General features: G+C 71.6%; 21 protein-coding genes. 16 read left to right on the forward strand and 5 right to left on the reverse strand.

Features of this window, described 5'->3' with window-relative positions:
- The first annotated feature begins 157 nt into the window (after positions 1–157).
- The 11 genes from ald (at position 158) to der (ending at position 11,472) form a co-directional block, all read left to right on the forward strand.
- Positions 158–1,273: an alanine dehydrogenase gene (ald, locus tag QOM21_RS28505; protein WP_407555882.1), complete on the forward strand. Its 1,116-nt coding sequence runs from the start codon at positions 158–160 to the stop codon at positions 1,271–1,273.
- Positions 1,274–1,760: 487 nt separating this feature from the next.
- Positions 1,761–2,777 carry a ParA family protein gene (locus QOM21_RS28510; protein WP_407553846.1) on the forward strand — a complete coding sequence of 339 codons (1,017 nt, stop codon included), beginning with the start codon at positions 1,761–1,763 and terminating at the stop codon, positions 2,775–2,777.
- A complete protein-coding gene (locus tag QOM21_RS28515; RefSeq protein WP_407555884.1) occupies positions 2,774–3,406 on the forward strand; it encodes a hypothetical protein in 633 nt (210 codons plus the stop codon). Before QOM21_RS28510 ends, QOM21_RS28515 begins: the two co-directional genes overlap by 4 nt.
- A gap of 187 nt (positions 3,407–3,593) precedes the next feature.
- Positions 3,594–4,964, forward strand: a complete 1,371-nt coding sequence (locus tag QOM21_RS28520) for a segregation/condensation protein A (RefSeq protein ID WP_407553847.1) — start codon at positions 3,594–3,596, stop codon at positions 4,962–4,964.
- A 65-nt stretch (positions 4,965–5,029) separates the two neighbouring features.
- Positions 5,030–5,677 carry an SMC-Scp complex subunit ScpB gene (gene scpB / locus QOM21_RS28525; protein WP_407555885.1) on the forward strand — a complete coding sequence of 216 codons (648 nt, stop codon included), beginning with the start codon at positions 5,030–5,032 and terminating at the stop codon, positions 5,675–5,677.
- Entirely contained in the window at positions 5,677–6,825 is a 1,149-nt protein-coding gene (locus QOM21_RS28530; protein ID WP_407553848.1) for a pseudouridine synthase, read from the forward strand. Before scpB ends, QOM21_RS28530 begins: the two co-directional genes overlap by 1 nt.
- Before the next feature lie 198 nt (positions 6,826–7,023).
- A complete protein-coding gene (gene aroH, locus QOM21_RS28535; RefSeq protein ID WP_398558605.1) occupies positions 7,024–7,386 on the forward strand; it encodes a chorismate mutase in 363 nt (120 codons plus the stop codon).
- Positions 7,383–8,468, forward strand: a complete 1,086-nt coding sequence (locus tag QOM21_RS28540) for a prephenate dehydrogenase (protein WP_407553849.1) — start codon at positions 7,383–7,385, stop codon at positions 8,466–8,468. The genes aroH and QOM21_RS28540 overlap by 4 nt, the downstream gene beginning before the upstream one ends.
- 98 nt (positions 8,469–8,566) lie before the next feature.
- Complete coding sequence (gene cmk / locus QOM21_RS28545) at positions 8,567–9,289, forward strand: (d)CMP kinase (RefSeq protein WP_407553850.1); 723 nt, start codon at positions 8,567–8,569, stop codon at positions 9,287–9,289.
- Entirely contained in the window at positions 9,286–9,942 is a 657-nt protein-coding gene (locus tag QOM21_RS28550; protein ID WP_407553851.1) for a lysophospholipid acyltransferase family protein, read from the forward strand. The genes cmk and QOM21_RS28550 overlap by 4 nt, the downstream gene beginning before the upstream one ends.
- A 69-nt stretch (positions 9,943–10,011) precedes the next feature.
- Positions 10,012–11,472, forward strand: a complete 1,461-nt coding sequence (gene der / locus QOM21_RS28555) for a ribosome biogenesis GTPase Der (RefSeq protein WP_407553852.1) — start codon at positions 10,012–10,014, stop codon at positions 11,470–11,472.
- Positions 11,473–11,560: 88 nt separating this feature from the next.
- Here der and QOM21_RS28560 read toward each other — a convergent pair whose 3' ends face one another.
- Together QOM21_RS28560 and QOM21_RS28565 are read right to left on the reverse strand one after the other, a co-directional pair.
- Positions 11,561–11,842, reverse strand: a complete 282-nt coding sequence (locus tag QOM21_RS28560; protein ID WP_407553853.1) for a hypothetical protein — start codon at positions 11,840–11,842, stop codon at positions 11,561–11,563.
- A 171-nt stretch (positions 11,843–12,013) separates the two neighbouring features.
- Positions 12,014–12,796, reverse strand: coding sequence for a hypothetical protein (locus QOM21_RS28565; protein ID WP_407555887.1), 783 nt, complete (start codon positions 12,794–12,796; stop codon positions 12,014–12,016).
- 304 nt (positions 12,797–13,100) lie between these two features.
- Here QOM21_RS28565 and QOM21_RS28570 point away from each other — a divergent pair, with 304 nt between their 5' ends.
- The 4 genes from QOM21_RS28570 (at position 13,101) to QOM21_RS28585 (ending at position 17,381) form a co-directional block, all read left to right on the forward strand.
- Positions 13,101–13,679, forward strand: a complete 579-nt coding sequence (locus QOM21_RS28570) for a transglycosylase family protein (protein WP_407553854.1) — start codon at positions 13,101–13,103, stop codon at positions 13,677–13,679.
- Positions 13,680–13,946: 267 nt separating this feature from the next.
- Positions 13,947–15,206, forward strand: coding sequence for a glycosyltransferase family 4 protein (locus QOM21_RS28575; RefSeq protein WP_407553855.1), 1,260 nt, complete (start codon positions 13,947–13,949; stop codon positions 15,204–15,206).
- On the forward strand, positions 15,203–16,258 hold the full coding sequence (locus QOM21_RS28580) for a hypothetical protein (protein ID WP_407553856.1): 1,056 nt from the start codon (positions 15,203–15,205) through the stop codon (positions 16,256–16,258). The genes QOM21_RS28575 and QOM21_RS28580 overlap by 4 nt, the downstream gene beginning before the upstream one ends.
- A 163-nt stretch (positions 16,259–16,421) precedes the next feature.
- Positions 16,422–17,381 carry a helix-turn-helix transcriptional regulator gene (locus tag QOM21_RS28585; protein WP_407553857.1) on the forward strand — a complete coding sequence of 320 codons (960 nt, stop codon included), beginning with the start codon at positions 16,422–16,424 and terminating at the stop codon, positions 17,379–17,381.
- On the opposite strand, the gene ctaD is transcribed toward QOM21_RS28585, so the two are convergent.
- On the reverse strand, positions 17,350–19,029 hold the full coding sequence (gene ctaD, locus QOM21_RS28590; RefSeq protein ID WP_407553858.1) for a cytochrome c oxidase subunit I: 1,680 nt from the start codon (positions 19,027–19,029) through the stop codon (positions 17,350–17,352). The genes QOM21_RS28585 and ctaD overlap by 32 nt on opposite strands.
- A 539-nt stretch (positions 19,030–19,568) precedes the next feature.
- Between ctaD and QOM21_RS28595 the strand changes: the two genes are divergently transcribed.
- Entirely contained in the window at positions 19,569–19,784 is a 216-nt protein-coding gene (locus QOM21_RS28595) for an I78 family peptidase inhibitor (RefSeq protein ID WP_407553859.1), read from the forward strand.
- A gap of 106 nt (positions 19,785–19,890) precedes the next feature.
- On the opposite strand, the gene QOM21_RS28600 is transcribed toward QOM21_RS28595, so the two are convergent.
- Positions 19,891–20,931: a phosphatase PAP2 family protein gene (locus tag QOM21_RS28600; protein WP_407553860.1), complete on the reverse strand. Its 1,041-nt coding sequence runs from the start codon at positions 20,929–20,931 to the stop codon at positions 19,891–19,893.
- 263 nt (positions 20,932–21,194) lie between these two features.
- Positions 21,195–22,388 (reverse strand): hypothetical protein, encoded by a 1,194-nt coding sequence (locus tag QOM21_RS28605; RefSeq protein WP_407553861.1) that lies wholly within the window; start codon positions 22,386–22,388, stop codon positions 21,195–21,197.
- Positions 22,389–22,597 lie beyond the last annotated feature (209 nt).

Here is a 22,597-nt window from a genome sequence, read left to right on the forward strand (position 1 = left end):
GGTAGTGGTCATCGAAAAGATTGAAGCTTTGCAAGGCTAGACAACAGGAGCTCCTTCAATAGACTGGGTGGGCCGCGTACGGCGCGGTCAGTTCCGTCATGCGCCGCATGAGGGGATAATTCATCCCGCAACCTCTCTTACAAGGACCGTGATCGACGTGAAGGTCGGCATCCCCCGCGAGGTCAAGAACAACGAGTTCCGCGTGGCCATCACGCCCGCCGGCGTGAACGAGCTGGTTCGCCACGGCCACCAGGTCTTCGTCGAGAAGGACGCCGGCCTCGGCTCGTCCATCACGAACGAGGAGTACGTCTCCGCCGGCGCCGCCATCCTCGGCACCGCCGACGAGGTCTGGGGCACCGCCGACCTCCTGCTGAAGGTCAAGGAGCCCATCGCGGAGGAGTACCACCGCCTCCGCAAGGACCAGACCCTCTTCACCTACCTGCACCTCGCGGCCTCCCGCGAGTGCACGGACGCGCTGCTGGAGTCCGGCACCACCGCCATCGCCTACGAGACCGTCGAGACGGCCGGCCGCCAGCTGCCGCTGCTCGCCCCGATGTCCGAGGTCGCGGGCCGGATCGCCCCGCAGGTCGGCGCGTACCACCTCATGCGCCAGGCCGGCGGCCGCGGTGTGCTGCCCGGTGGCGTCCCCGGTGTGGCCGCGGGCAAGGCCGTCATCATCGGCGGCGGCGTCTCCGGCTGGAACGCCCTGCAGATCGCCGTGGGCCTCGGCTTCCACGTCACGCTGCTCGACAAGGACATCAACAAGCTCCGCGAGGCGGACAAGATCTTCGGCACCAAGGTGCAGACGATCGTCTCCAACGCCTTCGAGCTGGAGAAGGCCGTCGTCGAGGCCGACCTGGTCGTCGGTGCCGTGCTGATCCCCGGCGCCAAGGCCCCGAAGCTGGTCACCAACGAGCTCGTCGCCAAGATGAAGCCCGGAAGTGTCCTTGTCGACATCGCGATCGACCAGGGCGGCTGCTTCGAGGACTCGCGTCCCACCACGCACGCCGAGCCGACCTTCCCGGTCCACAACTCGGTCTTCTACTGCGTCGCCAACATGCCCGGCGCGGTCCCCAACACCTCCACGCACGCGCTCACCAACGCCACGCTGCCCTACATCGTGGAGCTGGCGAACCGCGGCTGGGTCGAGGCGCTGCGCCGTGACCCGGCGCTCGCCAAGGGCCTCAACACGCACGACGGCAAGGTGGTCTACGGCCCCGTCGCCGAGGCGCACGGCCTGGAGGCCGTCGAACTGCGCACGCTCCTGGGCTGAGCGTCAACCGCGAGCGTCAACGCTGCACACCCGGCCGGGCCTTGTCGACAAGGTCCGGCCGGTCGCATGTACGAGTCCGCGGATGTCCGACACCGGCGGGCCGGCTCTCAACTCGCCGTGAACGTAACCCTTTAACCGATTCGCACACCCCCGAAACCTCGGTCTGATGCCGCCTGCGCCCTTGACATCGAGGGGTTCGGTTGCCGACACATCGTGCCGGGTCCGGTGGATTGTGTTGCTGCGAACGCCCGACACGCCATAGAGTCGCCAACCGTCGGCATGGTGCCACGCTGACCTATCGATAAGTTTCCTGGTCACATCCAAGGAGGTAAGACGACTTGTGAATGAGTCGACATTTTCTCCCGGAGGTGGTCGACCAGGAGTCGTTGCACGGGGCCAAGGTCCCTCGGGGCTCAAGGCTGTCGGCTCCGTCGCAGTCCGCACCTTCGCAGCCCACCAGAGCACGACCACGACAGCCCACGAAAGCATGGACGGCCATCACGTGAACGCCATGGCCGGCGACCGGGGCAGTGGAGATCCCGCCCGTCTCGCCGACTACGACGACCTGCCCGAGGGGCACTTCTACGATCCCGATGCGGAGTACGAGCCGGACCCGGAGTACGCGGCGACGCTCGCCCCGGACGCGGCCCGCCAGCGCCGCGAGCGCGTCGGCCCGACCGGGCGCCCGCTCCCGTACTTCCCGATCCCGGGACCGCTGTCGGATCACGGCCCCGCCAAGATCATCGCGATGTGCAACCAGAAGGGCGGGGTCGGCAAGACCACCTCGACCATCAACCTGGGCGCCGCACTCGCCGAATACGGACGACGGGTGCTGCTCGTCGACTTCGACCCGCAGGGTGCCCTGTCGGTCGGACTCGGCGTCAACCCGATGGAACTCGACCTGACGGTCTACAACCTGCTCATGGAGCGGGGCATGTCGGCCGACGAGGTCCTCCTCAAGACCGCGGTCCCCAACATGGACCTGCTGCCCAGCAATATCGACTTGTCGGCGGCAGAGGTGCAGTTGGTCAGCGAGGTCGCGCGCGAGTCGACATTGCAGCGGGCGCTGAAGCCGCTGCTCGCCGACTACGACTACATCGTCATCGACTGCCAGCCCTCGCTCGGGCTGCTCACCGTCAACGCCCTGACGGCGGCTCACAAGGTCATCGTCCCGCTGGAGTGCGAGTTCTTCGCACTGCGTGGCGTGGCGCTGCTCACCGAGACGATCGAGAAGGTCCAGGAGCGGCTCAACCCCGAGCTGGAGCTGGACGGCATCCTGGCGACGATGTACGACTCCCGCACCGTGCACAGCCGCGAGGTGCTGGCGCGCGTCGTGGAGGCGTTCGACGAGCACGTCTACCACACCGTCATCGGCCGTACGGTCCGCTTCCCCGAGACGACCGTCGCGGGCGAGCCGATCACCACGTACGCCTCCAACTCCGTGGGTGCGGCCGCTTATCGTCAGCTCGCCAGGGAGGTGCTCGCCCGGTGTCACGCCGAGTGAGTCTGCCCGGAGCCGACGAACTGTTCCGCACCACCGGGGGGATGGGGCTGCAGCCCTCGTCTCCCCGCCGCACGGCGAACGGCTCCCCGGCCAACGGCGAGGCACCTCGGGTGCCGGCGCCGGCCGGGGAGAGCACTCCGGCCGCGACTGCGCCGGAGGCGCCCCCCGTCGTACGGGCCCGCCGGCCGGAGACGGCCGCACCGGCCGGTGACGGCGGCCCGGGGACCGCGCGCACGGCTCCGCCGGCATCCCCGGCCGAACACAGCGGCCGTGAGACGGACGCGGACGGGCCCAAGGGACACCGGGCGGCGACGGGCCGGTCCGGCCGGGCCGACGAGGACGCCGCCGCCGCGGCCGCCCAGGCCGGCGGGCAGAGCCGCCGCCGTGGCGGCGGGCGCGGTGCCAACCGGCGCCCCAGCGGCCGGGAGCGGCACGACGAGAAGATCACGGTCTATGTCTCCGCCGAGGAGCTCATGGACCTGGAGCACGCGCGCCTGGTGCTGCGCGGCGAACACGGCCTCGCCGTCGACCGCGGCCGGATCGTGCGCGAGGCGGTGGCCGTCGTCCTCGCCGACCTGGAGTCGCGCGGAGACGCCAGCATCCTGGTCCGGCGGCTGCGCGGACGTTAGGGCGGGGCCGGGCGGTCCGGCCTGCGGGTTTTCCGTACGCCGCACGCCGCAGTGCGGCGTCCCCGGCGGCGCGGTCCGGACGGGATAGCCTGCCCACTCGGTGGGGGCGGGCCCGGTGAAACCGGGCCGAATCCCTCCGTGACCAGCCCGTCGCCCCGGCGCGGGGACCGCAGCAGCATGGACCGCGATGCCGACGACCCACGACGACGCCCCTCCGCCCCGCCCCCGCCGCACCCTCGGACGCGGCCCGGCCGCGGGCCCCGTAACGGAGGAGCCGGCGCCCCCGGCGGAGGAGCCGGCAGCCGCCCCGGAGCGGGCCGCGGTGCCCGACCCGGCCACGGCACCGGAACCTGTCACCGTGCCGGAAGCGGCTACCGCGCCGGAGCCGGCCATCCTGCCCGGTCCGGCCGCGGAGCAGGCGAGTGCGCCGGAGCCGCTCGTGGCGCCCGAGGGCCGGGAGCCCGCCGCCGCCCACGACGGGGAGCCGGATCCGTCCGCTGCCGTCGATGTCGCAGACCCCGTCGATCCCGCGGATCCCGCGGAAGCCGACACCGAGATCGCCGCCGATGCCGACGTCGAAGCCCCCGCCCAGACCGATGGCGGCATCGAGACCGAGGCCGACCCCGCCGACGCCGGCGACGGCAGGTTCACGGTCCGGCTGGACAACTTCGAGGGCCCCTTCGACCTCCTCCTGCAGTTGATCTCCAAGCACAAGATGGATGTGACCGAGGTCGCACTGTCGAAGGTGACCGACGAGTTCATGGCGCACATCCGGGCCATGGGGCCGGACTGGGACCTGGACCAGACGACGGAGTTCCTGGTCGTCGCGGCCACGCTGCTGGATCTGAAGGCCGCCCGGCTGCTGCCCGCCGCGGAGGTGGAGGACGAGGCCGACCTCGCGCTTTTGGAGGCCCGCGACCTGCTCTTCGCGCGCCTGCTGCAGTACCGCGCGTACAAGCGGATCGCGGACATCTTCAGCGACCGCCTGGCGGACGAGTCCCGGCGCCACCCCCGTACGGTCGGGCTGGAGCCGCACCTCGCGGAGCTGCTTCCCGAGGTCGTCATCAGCATCGGGGCGGAGGGGTTCGCGAAGCTCGCGGTGAAGGCGATGCAGCCCAAGGCCAGGCCGCAGGTCTACGTCGACCACATCCACGCGCCGCTGGTCAGCGTGCGGGAGCAGGCCGAGGTGATGGTGGCGCGGTTGCGGGAGGCCGGCGAGAGCAGCTTCCAGGAGCTGATCGCGGACGCGCCGGACACCCTCACGGTCGTGGCGCGCTTCCTGGCCCTGCTGGAGCTCTACCGGGAGCGGGTGGTGGTCCTGGACCAGGAGGAGGCGCTGGGGGCGCTGACGGTCCGCTGGACGGGCTCCGAGGGCTCCCGGCCGGTCGTCACGGACGAGTTCGACCAGGAACCGGCGGAGCGGGCCGCCGTGGCGGCGGCACGGCCGGCAGAGACACCGGAGCCGGACGCCGTGCGGGAACCGGACGAGCGGGACAGGCCGGACGGGGCGGTCGGGCCGGAAGAGCCGGAAGAGCCGGAAGAGGAGGAGCGGGCGTGAGTGGTGGTCAGGAGACCCAGGGGACCGACGCGGCCTACGAGGTCACGGAGAGCGGTGCGGGCGAGATTCCCGTCCCGGAGCAGGCCCATGAGGCGCCGGCCGGGGCGCTCGGCGTCGCCGAGCTGGACCTGAAGCCCGCCCTGGAGGCCGTGCTCATGGTCGTCGACGAGCCCGCCACCGAGGAGCATCTGGCCCGGGTGCTCCAGCGGCCGCGCCGGTCGGTCGCGCTGGCCCTGCGCGAGCTGGCCGACGACTACACCCGCGAGGGGCGGGGCTTCGACCTGCGGCTGGTGGCCGGCGGCTGGCGGTTCTACTCCCGCGCCGAGTACGCGGACGCGGTGGAGAGCTTCGTCCTGGACGGGCAGCAGGCCCGGCTCACCCAGGCCGCATTGGAGACTCTGGCCGTGGTCGCGTACCGTCAGCCGGTCAGCCGTTCCCGTGTTTCGGCCGTACGCGGCGTCAACTGTGACGGTGTGATGCGCACACTCCTCCAGCGAGGTCTGGTGGAGGAGGCGGGGACGGAACCTGAAACAGGTGCGATCCTGTACAGGACGACGAACTACTTTCTGGAGCGGATGGGCCTGCGCGGCCTGGACGAGCTCCCGGAGCTCGCACCGTTCCTCCCGGAAGCGGACGCGGTCGAGGGCGACTCACCGGAAGGTATCCCGTCGTTCGACGTAGACGACAGCGGCGACTCTCAGACGGATCATTGATGCGAAGCAGCGGCAGGAACAGCGGAAACCAGAACAACGCGGGCGGCGGCGACCGCCGACGCTCGGGTGCGGGGGGCCGCGACGACCAGCAGAAGCGCGCGGGCCGGCCCCGTCCCGAAGAGCGCCGCTACGACGTGGGCGGATCCGGCGGCAGCGGAGGCTCCTCCGGCCGCGACGACGAGCGCAAGGGCGGCGCCCCGAAGAGCGGCGGCAGCCGTGGTGCGGCGGCCCGCGGCGGCGCCAAGGGCGGCCCCCGTACGGGCGCCGCGGGCAAGGCCGGCCGCCCCGGCGGCAAGGGCGCCGGTCCGCAGCGCGGCCGTGGCCAGGGGCCCGCACGCTCCCGTGAGCTGGACGCCAAGATCGAGGAGCGCAACCGCGCCCGCCACGACAAGCCGCAGGTCAAGACCCCCAAGACCTTCGATGACCAGGAGGGCGAGCGGCTGCAGAAGGTGCTGGCCAGGGCCGGCATGGGCTCGCGGCGGGCCTGCGAGGAGCTGATCGACCAGGCGCGCGTCGAGGTCAACGGCCAGATCGTCATGGAGCAGGGCGTCCGGGTCGACCCCGAGAAGGACGAGATCAAGGTCGACGGCCTGACGGTCGCGACCCAGTCGTACCTCTTCTTCGCGCTGAACAAGCCGGCCGGCGTCGTCTCCACGATGGAGGACCCCGACGGCCGCCAGTGCCTGGGCGACTACGTCACCAACCGTGAGACGCGGCTGTTCCACGTGGGCCGGCTGGACACCGAGACCGAGGGCATCATCCTGCTCACCAACCACGGTGAGCTGGCCCACCGTCTGACGCACCCGCGCTACGGCGTCAAGAAGACCTACCTCGCCGCGATCCAGGGCCCCCTCCCGCGTGACCTGGGCAAGCAGCTCAAGGACGGCATCCAGCTGGAGGACGGCTACGCCCGCGCGGACCACTTCCGGGTCGTCGAGAACACCGGGAAGAACTACCTCGTCGAGGTCACCCTCCACGAGGGCCGCAAGCACATCGTGCGCCGGATGCTCGCCGAGGCCGGATTCCCCGTCGAGCGGCTCGTCCGTACGAGCTTCGGCCCGATCCCGCTGGGCGACCAGAAGTCGGGCTGGCTGCGCCGGATGACCAACACCGAGGTCGGCATGCTGATGCGCGAGGTCGAGCTCTAGGCACTCAGGGTGCGGGCGCCCCGCCCGCCCGACCGGCACCCCTCGACCGTCACGGAGACGATCGGGGGGTGTTCTCATGCGCCGTGCCGCCGGTTCCCCGGCCGGGAGCTGAGGTACGGCTGTCGGTGGGCCTCGTTACCCTTGATCTGTGCGTGCAGGTGCGCGCGACGCGGCACACAGACGCAGGGGAGCAGTGACGTGGCGGTAAGAGCGGTCCGCGGGGCCGTCCAGCTGGAGCGGGACGACGCGGAGCACATGCAGGAGCAGGTGGCCGAGCTGCTCACCGCCATTCTGGAGCGCAACGGCCTCGTCCCGGACGACCTGATCAGCGTGTGGTTCACCGCCACCCCCGATCTGCACAGCGACTTCCCGGCCGCCGCCGCGCGGGGCCTGGGCATCACGGACGTGCCGTTGATCTGCGCCCAGGAGCTGGACGTGGCCGGCGCCATGGAGCGCGTGGTGCGGGTGCTCGCCCATGTCGAGACGGGCCTGTCCAAGGCCGGGATCGCCCATGTCTACCTCGGCGCGGCCGGGGCGCTGCGAAAGGACATCGCGCAGTGAGGACCGCACTCGTCGTCGGCACCGGCCTGATCGGCACCTCCGCCGCCCTCGCGCTGAACGCGCGCGGCGTCCAGGTCCACCTGGAGGACCACGACCACGCCCAGGCGCTGACGGCCGCCGCGCTCGGCGCGGGCACCGCGGAGCAGCCCTCCGGCCCGGTCGACCTCGCCATCGTGGCCGTGCCGCCGGCCCATGTCGCCTCCGCGCTGGCCGAGGTCATGCGGCGCGGCGCGGCCCGCGCGTACATCGACGTGGCGAGCGTCAAGGGCGGCCCCCGCCGCGAGCTGGAGGCGATGGGCTGCGACCTGTCCGCCTACCTCGGCACCCACCCGATGGCCGGCAAGGAGCGCTCGGGGCCGCTCGCCGCCACCGCCGACCTCTTCGAGGGCCGTCCCTGGGTGCTCACCCCGACCCGCGAGGGTGACACCGAGGTGCTCAATCTCGCCCTGGAGCTGGTCGCGCTCTGCCGCGCGGTGCCCGTGGTGATGGACGCCGACGCCCACGACCGCGCCGTCGCCCTGGTCTCGCACACCCCGCAGCTGCTCTCCAGCCTCGTCGCGGCCCGTCTGCGGGGCGCCGACGAGACCGCCGTGCGGCTGTGCGGTCAGGGCATCCGGGATGTGACGAGGATCGCGGCCTCCGATCCGGCCATGTGGATCGACATCCTGTCCGCCAACCCCGGCCCGGTCGCCGATGTGCTGTCCGAGGTCGCCGCCGACCTGGACGAGACCGTCCGGTCGCTGCGCGCACTGGAGTCCGCCGACGAGGACAAGCGCGGCACCGGCGTGGGCGGCATCGAGGACGTGCTGCGGCGCGGCAACGCCGGGCGGGAGCGGGTGCCGGGCAAGCACGGCGCCGCCCCGGCCGTCTACGAGATCGTCGCCGTCCACATCGGGGACCAGCCCGGTGAGCTGGCCCGGATCTTCGCGGACGCGGGCCGGGCGGGGATCAACATCGAGGACGTCCGGATCGAGCACGCCACCGGTCAGCAGGCCGGTTTCATCCAGCTCACGGTCGAGCCCAAGTCCGTACCGGCGCTGACCGCGGAGCTGCGGGAGAGGGGCTGGTCGATCCGGCAGTGAGACCGTGGACGGCGCCATGCGGGTGAGCCAGTAACCTTGTCCGAGGTCTGTATGGCCCGTGGACCCCCGCCCCGTGTACAAGAAAGGTGTTCGTCACCGTGGAAACCGCCGCCCGGACCGCCCCGGCTGCAGTGATTGTCGCCATCGACGGCCCCGCTGGCACGGGCAAGTCCAGCACGTCCAAGGCCGTGGCCGCCAAGCTCGGCCTCGGCTACCTCGACACCGGTGCCCAGTACCGCGCGATCACCTGGTGGATGCTGACCAACGGCATCGACGTCAAGGACCCGGTCGCGGTCGCCGACGCCGCCGCCAAGCCCGTGATCGTCTCCGGCACCGACCCGGCCGCCCCGACCATCTCGGTCGACGGCCTGGACGCCGCGGGCCCGATCCGTACGCAGGAGGTCACCGGCGCGGTCAGCGCGGTCAGCGCCGTCCCCGAGGTGCGCACCCGCATCACCGACCTGCAGCGCTCCATCGCCGCCGAGGCGCCGCACGGCATCGTCGTCGAGGGCCGGGACATCGGCATCACCGTCCTGCCCGACGCCGACCTCAAGGTCTTCCTCACCGCCTCCGCCGAGGCGCGGGCGGCCCGCCGCAGCGGCGAGCTCAAGGGCAAGGAGGCCGGAGACCTGGCCGCCACCCGCGAGGCCCTGATGAAGCGGGACGCCGCCGACTCCTCCCGTAAGACCTCCCCGCTGGCGAAGGCCGACGACGCCGTCGAGGTGGACACCACCGAGCTGACCCTGGAGCAGGTCATCGAGTGCGTGGTGACCCTCATCGAGGGTGCGAGCGCCGAAAAGGCGGGACGGGTCGCTCCGTGACCGAAAGCACCAAGGCGCCGAGCCCGGCCGGCGCCGCGGTCGGCAGGCGGATCGGCATCGGCCTGATGTACGGCCTGTGGAAGCCGCGGGTCCTGGGCGCCTGGCGGGTTCCCGCGGCCGGCCCGGTGATCCTCGCGGTCAACCACTCGCACGGCCTCGACGGCCCGATGCTGATGGGCACCGCGCCCCGGCCGGTGCACTTCCTGATCAAGAAAGAGGCCTTCGTCGGCCCGCTGGACCCCTTCCTGCGCGGCATCGGGCAGCTGAAGGTGGACCGCAGTACGGCCGACCGCAAGGCGATCACCGACGCCCTCGGTGTGCTGGACAACGGCGGGGTGCTGGGCATCTTCCCGGAAGGCACCCGTGGCGAGGGCGACTTCGCGTCCCTGCGGGCCGGCCTCGCGTACTTCGCCGTGCGCTCCGGCGCACCGGTCGTCCCGGTGGCGGTGCTCGGCAGCACCGACCGCAGGAGCCGGCTGACCCCTGCCGTACCGCCGCTGCGCGGCCGCGTCGACGTCGTCTTCGGTGACGGCTTCGCGGCGGGCGACGGCAGCGGACGGCGCACCCGCAAGGCGCTGGACGAGGCGACCGTGCGGATCCAGGAGCGGCTGACCGCCCACCTGGCAGAGGCCAGGCGCCTGACCGGGCGCTGACCGAAACTTGAGTAGTGGGCCGCGCACGAGCGGCCCACCGATGACGAAGATGAACGAGGAACGGACTTCATGAACGACCAGATCCACACCGGCGACGAGCACGGTGCGCTTGGCGACGCCGAGTACGCGGAGTTCATGGAGCTCGCCGCGCAGGAGGGCTTCGACCCCGAGGAGGTCGAGGGCGACATCGCCGCGGCCGGCCACGGCCCGCTGCCCGTCCTCGCCGTCGTCGGACGCCCCAATGTCGGTAAGTCGACCCTGGTGAACCGCATCATCGGCCGCCGTGAGGCGGTCGTCGAGGACAAGCCCGGCGTCACCCGTGACCGCGTCACCTACGAGGCCGACTGGAACGGCCGCCGCTTCAAGGTCGTCGACACCGGCGGCTGGGAGCAGGACGTCCTCGGCATCGACGCCTCCGTCGCCGCCCAGGCCGAGTTCGCCATCGAGGCCGCGGACGCGGTGGTCTTCGTCGTGGACTCCAAGGTCGGCGCGACCGACACCGACGAGGCCGTCGTCAAACTGCTGCGCCGTTCCGGCAAGCCCGTCGTGCTGGTCGCCAACAAGGTCGACGGCCTGTCCGGCGAGGCCGACGCGGCCGCGCTGTGGTCGCTGGGCCTCGGCGAGCCGCACCCCATCTCCGCGCTGCACGGCCGCGGCACCGGCGACATGCTCGACGCCGTCCTGGAGGCGCTGCCCGAGGCGCCCGCGCAGACCTTCGGCACCGCACTCGGCGGCCCCCGCCGGATCGCGCTGATCGGCCGCCCGAACGTCGGCAAGTCCTCGCTGCTGAACAAGGTCGCGGGCGAGGAGCGGGTGGTCGTCAACGAGATCGCCGGCACCACCCGCGACCCGGTCGACGAACTGATCGAACTCGGCGGCAAGACCTGGAAGTTCGTGGACACCGCCGGCATCCGCCGCCGGGTGCACCTCCAGGAAGGCGCCGACTACTACGCCTCGCTGCGCACCGCGGCGGCCGTGGAGAAGGCCGAGGTCGCGGTCGTCCTGATCGACGCCAGCGAGTCCATCAGCGTGCAGGACCAGCGGATCATCACGATGGCCGTGGAGGCCGGGCGCGCCCTGGTCATCGCCTACAACAAGTGGGACAACCTCGACGAGGAGCGCCGCTTCTACCTGGAGCGGGAGATCGAGCGGGACCTCGTCCAGGTCCCGTGGGCGATGCGGGTGAACGTCTCCGCGCGCACCGGCCGCCACATGGAGAAGCTCGTTCCGGCGATCGAGACCGCGCTGGCCGGCTGGGAGACCCGCATCCCGACGGGACGGCTCAACGCCTTCCTCGGCGAGATCGTGGCCTCCCACCCGCACCCGATCCGCGGTGGCAAGCAGCCCCGCATCCTGTTCGGCACCCAGGCAGGCACCAAGCCCCCGCGCTTCGTGCTCTTCGCCTCCGGCTTCCTGGAGGCCGGCTACCGGCGCTTCATCGAGCGCCGGCTGCGTGAGGAGTTCGGGTTCGAGGGGACGCCCATTCACATCTCGGTGCGGGTGCGGGAGAAGCGCAGCAAGAAGAAGTAGGCACACGCGCTCCCGGCCTCACGCCTGCGCCCCCGCCCTCATGAGGGCGGGGGCGCATTGCGTTCGGGGCCGCCGCCCACGGCGGGTGTCAGTGGCCGTGCTGGCGGTGGTCCCGCGGTCCCGGCGGCAGCGCCGCGGGGACATGGCGCGGGTGGTACGGCTGCCGGCCCACGACTTCCCAGTGGCCCGAGGACGCCGCCGTGCGTCCCCAGTTCCCGGCGCCGCGCAGGGCGTCCGAGACCTCCGCCTCATCCGTCCGGTCCCCGGGCAGCGCCCGGAAGGAGCGTCGGTACTCGGCGTACAGCGCGTCGTAGATCGGCGTGGCCGAAGCGCGATCGGCGGCGTGCGTCGGTTCGTGCGACGAACGCATGCCGGGGATCGGGTGGGGATACTGGGCGCGGGAGGAGGGGTCGTATGAGTGCACGTCTGTGCCAACGACCCTGATGCCCCGGGGATGCGGCTTTCGGGTGGAAATGGCTGATCGCGGGGGTAATCCGGCCAATTCAGGCGGACTGCCCCCGCGATCGGTCTACCGCTCGGATCAGGTGCCGGCCAGCGGCATCGCCGCCGCGACCAGAACGCCGTCCGCGGCCGCCTTCTCCAGCGCCTGCCGCATCAGGTCCTCACGCGGCTGGTGGCCGATGGTGCCGACGGGGGCCGCGTACATCAGCACGGTCTTGGCCTTGTTCGCCGCCGCGCGCCAGCCGTCGGAGACGGCCAGCGGCTGGTGCGCCTGCCACCACGCGGACTGGTTGTTGGCGGTGCCCGGCTGGAGGACGGCGTGCAGCTTGCCCATGGCGAGGAGCGCGGACCAGCCCGGGTTCGGGGCGGGCAGCTGGTTCATGTCCGTGACGGGGCTGAAGCCCTGCTCCAGGAGCAGCGGCAGGAAGTCGTCGTTCATGCTCGTCGACCCGGGGCGGGCGATCGGGCCGTTGGGCTCGACGACCAGCGCCGGGCGCAGTTCGCCCTCGATCAGAACCAGGCCGCAGGTGATCCCGAGGGTCGCCTGGCTGCCGGCGGGGGCCGGGGCGGGGCCCGGGGCGCCGGCGGCGGCGTCCTCACCGGTGATGGAGCGCACGGCTCCCTGGAGCTGCTCCTCCGATACGGGAACGACCTGCGAGGGGATGCACGTCGCGTGCGCGAACGCGAGCACCGCGGTCTCCTCGCCCACGAACAGGACGGTGCTGGTGCGCTCCTGCTCGCTGTCGCCGGGGGTGCGGCATGAGGTGCAGTCGTAGCTGCCGGGGGCGTCGCCACCGGCCAGCAGGCGGTCGGCTTCTTCGTCGCCGATCTCGGCGCGAACGTCGTCGCTGACGTCGAGCATGCGCGGCACGGGTGGCTCCTCGATCTCTGAGCGGCTGCCGGGCGGTCTCCCGGCTCGTAGAGGAACAACGGGTGACCTGCGGCAGGGGTCACGCGCGGACGGGAACAGAATCGAACCGATCGGCGCACAGCGGAATTCGGTGGTGATACATAGCAAGGTGCGGGTGAAGCGGTCACACATCGCCACCCTCTGCGCAGAGCCCGGCGCAGGTGGCGGCTCGCGATACACCGGACCGGGTGGGCCCGCCCTGTCGGGGGCGCGGCACCGGCCCGCCGCGCCGTGGCGCTGCTTAACGTCACCGGTTATGTCTGACTACCCATCAGTCGCATGGCGCTTCCCGGCCCGAGGGCTGCTCGCCGCGGGGGCCGCAGCGCTGCTGCTGTGCCTGCCGGTGGAGGCCGTTGCGGAGCAGTCGCGGGGGGCGGGGGCGCGCGGCGGCCCGGCTCCGTACGCCTGCGCCGAGGACCAGTGGCCGTGGGGCTGCATGGCCGAGTGCGAGAGCGGCGGTGACTGGCACATCAACACCGGCAACGGCTTCTACGGCGGGCTGCAGTTCTCGCAGCGCACCTGGAAGAGCTTCGGCGGCTCCGTCTACGCGGCACGGGCCGACCTCGCCACCCGCGACGAGCAGATCGAGATCGCGGAGAAGGTCCTCGCCGTCCAGGGCTGGGGGGCCTGGCCCGCCTGCTCCAAGCGCTACGGGCTGAGCGGCAAGACCTATGCCGTTCCGCCGGGCGACTCCCTCGACGGGGTCACGCAGGAGCTCCGGCTCCGCGGCGAATGGCCGGTGCTGTACCGCGCGGACAGGGGAGGCAAGGGGGGACGGCACGCACGGCTGCGGACCGGCGCGCGGCCGGCGCACTCCGGTCACCCGAGGCGGTGACGTCGGGAGGCGCAGGTGCACCTCCCTCCGGTGGGTCCATCGGCTGTGTTGTCCGTAGGTGGAGGGATTTCTCGGCGCAGAGGTTCCCTCACTTCTCTACCGATGCCCTAACTTTTTCGGAACAACTTGGCGAAAGCCCCCAACCCGGAACCTCGTTTCACGGTCCTACCGTTCAGCAACTGGGTGTACGAAGCCGTCGGGAGGGGCGCGCGGCGTGGCCCACGGGGCGGCCAGGCACAACGGATGACCAGGGGACGCGGGGGACGGATGCACATCTCATTCCTGATTCACAATGCATACGGCATCGGGGGGACGATCAGGACCACGTTCAACCTGGCCCGTACGCTCTCGGAGCAGCACGACGTGGAGATAGTGTCCGTGCTGCGGCACCGCGACGAGCCGGTGTTCTCCCTCGGGCCTCAGGTGACGTTGCGTCATCTCGTGGACATCCGGGAGAACAGCTCCACCTACGACGGCGCCGATCCCGCACACGCCCGCCCCGCCAAGGTCTTCCCCTCCGCCGAGGGCCGCTTCGGCCAGTACAGCGAGCTCACCGACCGCCGGATCGCCCAGCATCTCAGCGGGATCGAGGCGCACGTCGTGGTCGGCACCAGACCGGGTCTGAATGTGCACATCGCCAAGCAGGCGCGCCGCGGCCCGGTCCGTATCGGCCAGGAGCACCTGACCCTCGACACCCACAGCCGGGCGCTCAAGTTGGCGCTGCGCGGCGCCTATCCGCGGCTGGACGCGGTCACCACCGTCACCGAGGCCGATGCCCGCGCCTACCGCCGGACGCTGCGACTGCCGGGAGTCCGCGTCGAAGCGGTGCCCAACAGCGTGCCCGCATCCGGCCTGGAGCCGGCCGACGGCAGCGGCAAGTGGGTCGTCGCGGCCGGCCGGCTCGCCCGCGTCAAGCGCTACGACATCCTCATCCGCGCCTTCGCCCGGGTCGCCGCCGAGCGGCCCGACTGGCGGCTGCGGATCTACGGCGGCGGCGCCGAGAAGGCCGCCCTGCGCGACCTGATCGACGAACTCGGCCTGTACAACCACGTCTTCCTGATGGGGCCGGCCAACCCCCTGGAGCCCGAGTGGGCCAAGGGCTCCATCGCCGCGGTCTCCTCCAGCCTCGAATCCTTCGGGATGACGATCGTGGAGGCCATGCGCAGCGGCCTGCCGGTCGTCGCCACCGACTGCCCGCACGGCCCCGGCGAGATCATCCGCGACGGGGTGGACGGCCGGCTGGTGCCGGTCGGCGACCCCGAGGCGCTGGCCGGGTCGCTGCTGGAACTGATCAACGACGACGCCGCTCGCAAGCGGATGGGCGGCGCCGCACTCGCCGCGTCCGCCCGCTTCGATCCCGCCACGATCGCCGAGCGCTACGAATCGCTCTTCGGCGACCTGCTGGCGCAAAGACGGGGCAGCCGCGTGCGCGGCACCCTTCATCGCACCCGAGGAGCACTGTTGAGCGGCGCTTACGCCACCAAGGACGCGGCTCGTGCCGCGCTGAGAGGGGTGCGGACGGTATGAACGCGTCGACCCAGCTCCCCGCGAGCGGACACCACGCGAAGGAGCACCAGGACATCGACCGGACACCGGCGGTGCCACCCGCCGGGGGAGCCGACGCCACCGGCCCCGCGGGGCCGGGTGGCGAGGCGGTCCACGCCGCCACGGCAGGCGAGGACGCGGGCGCGGCCCGGGTCCCCGAGGTGCTGAAGGCCGACTGCATCGCGGACTCCGCGGGCGGCCTGACCTTCGATCTGAACGCCCCTCAGGACCTGCCCACCGCGTGGAGCGCCGCGCTGGTGCTGCGGCGGCGCTCCACCGGCAAGGAACAGGACGGCGGCACGGACGGGACGGACGAGGAGGTGCGTCTGCCGCTCGGCCCGAACGGCTCCGGGCAGCTGCGCGCCGTGCTCCCCAGCACCGTCGCGCTCGCCGAGGGACGCTGGAACGCCTACGCCGACCTCGGCGACGGCCAGGACGCCAGGCGCCTGCTGCCGGGCGTCAACGACCTGCGGTCGCTGGTGGACCGCAGGCCGCTGACGGGCATCGGCCGGCTCGGCGTGCGCATCCCGTACGCGACCAAGTTCGGCAACCTCGCGCTGCGCAGCTGGCTGCGCGGTCCGCACGCCGAGGCCGGTGACATCCTGGTGGCGCCCGAGGGCCTGACGGTCTCCGGCCGGCTGTACGGCGCGGTCCCGGCCGACGGTGCCCGGGCCGAGGCCCGCGCCCGGCGTTCCGCCCCGGCCGACGGAAGGCCGGCTTCCGGCACCCCCGTGGTCGTCACGGCCCCGCTGACCGTCGACGGCGCGCACTTCACCTTCACTCTGCCGTGGGAGGAGCTGGCCGTCCGCTGGAAGCGCGGCAGCGAGCCGTGGGACCTCTGGGTGCGTCCCGCCGAAGGCGCCAGGCCGGTGCGCATCGCCCGCCTCCTGGACGACGTCGCGGACAAGAAGCAGGTCTTCAGCTACCCGGCGCTCGCGGTGCAGGCACCGGCGGGGCCGGTCAGGGTCGGCCCGTATTACACGCTCGACAACGACCTGGCGATAAGGGTCGCGGGACCGGCCGACGAGGCGTAGCCGGACGCGAGGGACGACGGCGGTGCGGGCTCGCACCGCCCTTCGTGCTGCCCGCACGCCGCCGGAGAGCTGCGGCAGCAGGCCGCGCCGGGCTCCACACCTGGACAAGGACGTCTCGCGCACGCGGACAGTACCTGTCCGCAAACGCTGCGAGACTTGGCGCATGTTGGACACCTCGGCACGGCTGCTCCGTCTGCTCTCCCTGCTGCAGGCGCATCGGGACTGGTCGGGCGGGGATCTCGCCGACCGCCTCGGCGTCACCCCGCGCACCGTCCGGCGCGACATCGACCGGCTGCGCGAGCTGGGCTACCCCGTGCACTCCACGCCCGGCACCGCCGGCGGCTACCAACTCGGCGCCGGTGCCGAGCTGCCGCCGCTGCTCCTCGACGACGAGGAGGCGGTGGCCGTCGCGGTGGGGCTGCGCAGCGCCGCGGAGGGCAGCGTCGAGGGCATCGAGGAGACCTCCGTGCGGGCGCTGGCGAAGCTGGAGCAGGTGCTGCCGCACCACCTGCGGCGCCGGGTCGGCGCGCTGACCGCCTTCACCGTGCCGATGCCCGGCAGGACCGGCGGCCCGCGGGTGGACGCCGCCACCCTGACCGAACTCGCGCACGCCTGCCGGGACTGCCAGCGGCTGCGCTTCGACTACGTCTCCCACGACGGCACGGTCACCCGCCGCAACGTCGAACCGCACCGGCTGGTCTCCACCCAGCGCCGCTGGTATCTCGTCGCCTGGGACGTCGACCGCGCCGACTGGCGCACCTACCGCGCCGACCGGATCACCCCGACCCCGCCGCACGGCCCGCGGTTCACGCCCCGGCCCCCGCCTGCGGAGGATCTCGCGGCGTACGTCTCCGAGGGCGTCTCCACCCACGCCTACGCGGAGCGGGCGACGGTCCTGCTGCGCGTGCCGCTGGAGCGGGCCGCGACGCGTATCGGTCCTTCGGCGGGGGTCCTGGAGGCGGTCGACGAGAACAGCTGCCTGTTGCGGACCGGGGCGCACAGCCTCGACGTGATGGTGATCCACCTGGTGCTGACCGGTTTCGACTTCGAGGTCCGTGAACCGCCGGAACTGCTCGATCGCATACGGGACGTCAGGGACCGGTTGTCCCGGGCGCTGGGATAGCGGCGGGCGGCTTGCCCACCCCGGGGTGGTGCAGGTCGAAGGCCGGTGACTCGGAGCGGATCTTGGGCATGGTGGTGAAGTTGTGCCGCGGCGGCGGCGAGGAGGTCGCCCACTCCAGGGAGCGGCCGTAGCCCCAGGGGTCGTCCAGCGTCGTCGCGGTCCCGTACTGCGTGGTCTTCCAGACGTTGTAGAGGAACGGCAGCGTGGAGGCGCCGAGCAGGAACGAGCCGATGGTGGAGAGGGTGTTCAGGGCGGTGAAGCCGTCGGCGCTCAGGTAGTCGGCGTAGCGGCGCGCCATGCCTTCCACACCCAGCCAGTGCTGGACGAGGAAGGTGGTGTGGAAGCCGACGAACAGCGTCCAGAAGTGGATCTTGCCGAGCCGCTCGTCGAGCATCTTGCCGGTGAACTTGGGCCACCAGAAGTAGAAGCCCGCGAACGTCGCGAAGACCACCGTCCCGAAGACGACGTAGTGGAAGTGGCCGACCACGAAGTACGAGTCGGTGACGTGGAAGTCCAGCGGCGGCGAGGCCAGGATGACGCCGGTGAGCCCGCCGAACAGGAAGCTCACCAGGAAGCCGATCGCCCACAGCATCGGGGTCTCGAAGGACAGCGAACCGCGCCACATGGTGCCGATCCAGTTGAAGAACTTCACCCCGGTCGGCGCCGCGATCAGGAACGACAGCAGGGAGAAGAACGGCAGCAGCACCGCGCCGGTCACGAACATGTGGTGCGCCCAGACCACCACCGACAGGCCGGTGATGGCCATCGTCGCGCCGATCAGCATGATGTACCCGAAGATCGGCTTGCGGGAGAATACCGGGATGATCTCCGTGATGATCCCGAAGAACGGCAGCGCGATGATGTAGACCTCGGGGTGGCCGAAGAACCAGAACAGGTGCTGCCACAGCAGCGCACCGCCCCACTGGGGCTCGAACACCACCGCCCCGAAGCGCCGGTCCGCCTCCATCACCAGCAGCGCGGCCGCCAGGACCGGGAACGCCAGCAGCACCAGGATCGATGTGAACAGCACGTTCCAGGTGAAGACCGGCATCCGGAACATCGTCATGCCGGGCGCCCGCATGCCGATGATCGTGGTGATGAAGTTGACCGCGCCGAGGATGGTGCCGAAACCGGCCAGCGCCAGGCCCATGATCCACATATCGGCGCCGAGGCCCGGGGCGTGCGTCGGGGAGTTGAGCGGCGCGTACGCCGTCCATCCGTAGCCCGGTCCGCCGTCCGGGGTCAGGAAGCTGCCCACCACCATCAGCGCGCCGAAGAGGTAGAGCCAGTACGAGAGCATGTTCAGCCGCGGGAAGGCGACGTCGGGAGAGCCGATCTGCAAGGGCATGATCTCGTTGGCGAAGCCGGCGAACGCCGGGGTGGCGAACAGCAGCAGCATGATCGTGCCGTGCATCGTGACCGCCTGGTTGAACTGCTCGTTGCTGACGAGCTGGAGGCCGGGACGGGCCAGTTCGGCACGCATCACCAGCGCCAGCAGGCCGCCGAACAGGAAGAACCCGAAGGAAGTGATCAGGTAGAGATGCCCGATCTTCTTGTGGTCGGTCGTGGTCAGCCAGTCGACCAGGATCGAACCCCGGCGTCGCGCCCTGGTCGGCCGGATGCTCGCTCGGGCGGTGTCCGTACCCATCCGCCGCACCTCGTTCCTCAAGGGTGTACTGGGGGCCGGGGCCATGATGCTCGGGTCGGGAGGGGAGTGCGAGGGGGCGCTCCGGCCGTGCCCGGCGGGATCTGACGCCCCGTTACCGCGGGCGGGCGGCGGCGCCGGGCGGGGCCGCGGCGGGGTGTCCGGGACGGCACGCCGAGGGCGGCCATGGGCGATGTGCGGGAAATGTGTGTGGAGTGTGTCTCGTTGGCCAATTGCCCCTTGGCCGATAAAGCACTTCGGGTAAGGGAAATGCGCACCGGACGGCGGATTGTTTTCCCAACTCTGTCCGGCGTTGTCCGGGCCGGCTGCACACCGCTTCGCATTTGATCAAGGAGGAATTCAGGCCGCTTTATTTTCCACCCGGTTGCGGCATCACACGGCACGTACGGGTGACGGGAGTTCCCGCAAACGCAGGAGCCTTGGCTGTGACACAAGTGTGACCAATGACAGACCCGGAAGGCACCGGCGTGTGCGACAGAAGGGCCTTCCGTGCTCCGGTACAGGCGCCTAACGTGGCTGTCATGGCACCCGAACCGAACCTTCCGAACGAACCCCAGGACGACACCGAGGCATATACCGGCCTCGCCCAGCAGGACGCCGAGGAGCGTGCCCGCGCGCGCGGCTGGACCACGGTCCGCTCGCTGCCGCCCGGCGCGATCATCACGATGGAATACCTCGTCGGCCGGCTCAACTTCGAGGTGAAGGACGGCGTCGTGCACCGGACCTGGCAGGGCTGACCGCCCTCGCGTACGACGAAGGCCCCGGCTGCTCCCTCAGGAGCGGCCGGGGCCTTCGGTGCGGGGTAGCGGGTGTGCGTACCGGCCCCGCGGTCAGGGGAGGCGGTCAGCCGGTCCCGTTGCGGCCCCGCCCGGACGTCGGGCTCATCGGGGTGCTGCGCGGGACGCGGTCCGCGTGCGGCGGCCGGCGGCTGCCCGCGGGGGTGACCGGTGAGCGCTCCGAGCGGGAGGTGTGCGGACGTGCCGGGTGGTGGGGCCAGCCGTCCGGCGCGCGGGTGGCCGCGCCGCGGCCGCCCGTACCGACGCTGACGGCCTCGCGCACCAGCGCCTCGCCGTCCGCGCCGACACGCTGGCGCGAGATGCCGGGGGCCGGCGCTCCGGCCGGCAGCGGGCCGCGCAGCGAGTCGGGGCGCAGTCGCAGCCACAGGCGCAGCAGGACGCCCATGATGCGGTCCTCGACCCAGGTCAGACCGGGCTCCAGCCACGGCAGCGCCAGCAGCACCAGCAGTCCGGCCGCCCAGCCGAGCAGTACGTCACTGACCCAGTGCGTACCGAGGTAGACGGTGGTCATGCCGACGCCCAGGGCGCCCAGTGCCGCGATCACCGACAGGGTGCGGCGGCGCAGCGGCGTGGTCGCCAGGTAGGCCAGCACACCCCAGGTGACCACGGCGTTCGCGGTGTGACCCGAGGGAAATATATCGCCGCCGAGCCACATCTCGTTCGAGCCGACGGTGGTCGCGTAGTGCGGGCCGAGCCGGCTCATGCCGAGCTTGGCGGCGCCCACGGTCACGTTCAGCAGGAGGAGGGAGGCGCCGAGCACCAGCAGCGGGTGGAGGTTGCGCTGGCGCCAGCACCGCCAGCCCAGCCAGGCGGCCACCGCCACAGCGGTCGGTCCGCGCTGCCCCAGGACAACGAAGTAGTCGAGGAAGGCATGGATCTCAGGCCATTGCTTGTACGGCTTGAAGAACATGACTTGCCAGTCGAATGTGACCAGCCATGAAGTGGCCAGCACTCCGACCACGATCGCGATGTACACCGCCAGCGTGCCTCCGAACAGCCACAGGCGGGTCCGGGTCATGCGTGGTAGGGGTCGGCCGCGATCGGTCGGGCGCTCCTCCATCTGGTCGAGCTTGTCATCGGTACGCACTCAATCGACGTTACCGCGTGTGATGTAGCTGCTTGGTCAAACTGTGAGCTTTGTAATGACGATGTGATGTGGAATGTGTCTCAAACAGGGCTTGGAGGCAGGGATTTGGAAGTGAATTCGAAGCGATTCGGATTCCCCTCGTGGCGTCCGCGTGTCGCCGGTGTGAGCGCCTTATCTGCTTTTCCTCGCGGGAGTTTATCCCTGATTCGCCGGGGCGTCGCGGGATGTTTCCCGCGGCGTCCTTACGGAGGGGCGGCTTCCGGTCACGGTGGGCCGGAGCCGTTCAGCCAGAAGGCGCCGTACAGCGCGGAGCCCACCGTGACCACCCCGATGACCAGGCACGATCGTGCCGGACGCAGGCGCGCGAGCCCCACCGCGAGGGGCAGCAGCAGTGGGTAGGCCGGCAGCATCAGCCGCGGCTTGGAGCCGAAGTACCCCTTGGCGGTCAGTGCCAGCAGCAGCACCGCGCCGCCGTAGACCAGCAGTGGCAGCGGCTGTCCCGTCCGCACTCCGCGGACGTACAGCCAGATGACCAGCGCGACACCGATGAGCAGGCCGAGCCCGGCGGCGAAGGCGGGGCCGGACAGCAGGTCCCCGATGAAGGAGGCGAAGGCCATTCCGCCGTCGAAGCCGTTGCCCCAGCCGCCCTGGACGTCCAGATAGCCGGTGAGGCTGCCCTGCCGGGCGCCGACCCACAGGAAGAAGCCGCACCAGCCGAGCGGGGCGATCAGCACGCCGAGCAGCATTCCCCGGTGGCGGCCGCCGAGGGCCGCGCGCAGTCCCACACCGCCGGCCCGCTCGTTCCACACCGTCACCGCCGCGGTGATCCACACCGCCGCCACGACCGCGGCACCCACCGGCCGGGTCAGCCCGGCCAGCGAGGCGAGCACCCCCGCCCAGACCCAGCGCCCGGTCAGGACGCAGTACACGGCCCAGGCCGCGAGGGCGGTGAACAGCGACTCCGAGTAGGCCATCGACTGCACGATGCCCACCGGCAGGGCTGCCCAGAGGGCCGCCAGGGCCACTCCGGCACGCGGCCCGTGCAGCCGCTCGCCGGTCGCGTACAGCGCCCAGGCCGCCCCCAGCGACGCCGTCCAGGCCACGATCATCCCGGCGTCGGCCGCGGACAGCGGCAGCAGCGCGGACAGGCCCCGCTCCAGCCAGGGAAGCAGCGGGAAGAACGCCAGGTTCGAATGCACATCGCCGTTGGCCAGCTGCACGCTGTAGCCGTAGCCCTGCTCGGCGACGCGGGTGTACCAGAGGGCGTCCCAGCGCGCGGAGAGCAGTGTGTGCCAGCTCTTGCCGTTCGCCGCCGACCACACCGCGAGCACGACCACGCCCAGCAGCCGGATGGCCGCGTACGCCGTGAGGGCGGGCGCGGCCCGGCGCAGGGCGTCCCGGACGGCGGGACCGCACACGGTCCGGCCGGGGGCGGCGGTCGAGGCAAGATCGTTCACCCGGACGATTATCCAGGGTGAAAGAAGCGCCTCTGCCTGCGGCGTCGAGGGAACGCGACGACCTGCGATGCGCGTCTCATCGTGAGGTGAGCCACGCGGGCCCCCGGGTGATTCGCGTAGTCTGACGTATCAACTCGCCCGTGCCGCCGGTTCACCCGGGGCGTTTTCGCGCCCTGCTCCGCGGCCGCGAGAGCATGACAGGAGGTACT

The sequence above is a fragment of the Streptomyces sp. Pv4-95 genome (genome assembly GCF_045782725.1).
In the GTDB taxonomy this organism is placed as follows: domain Bacteria; phylum Actinomycetota; class Actinomycetes; order Streptomycetales; family Streptomycetaceae; genus Streptomyces.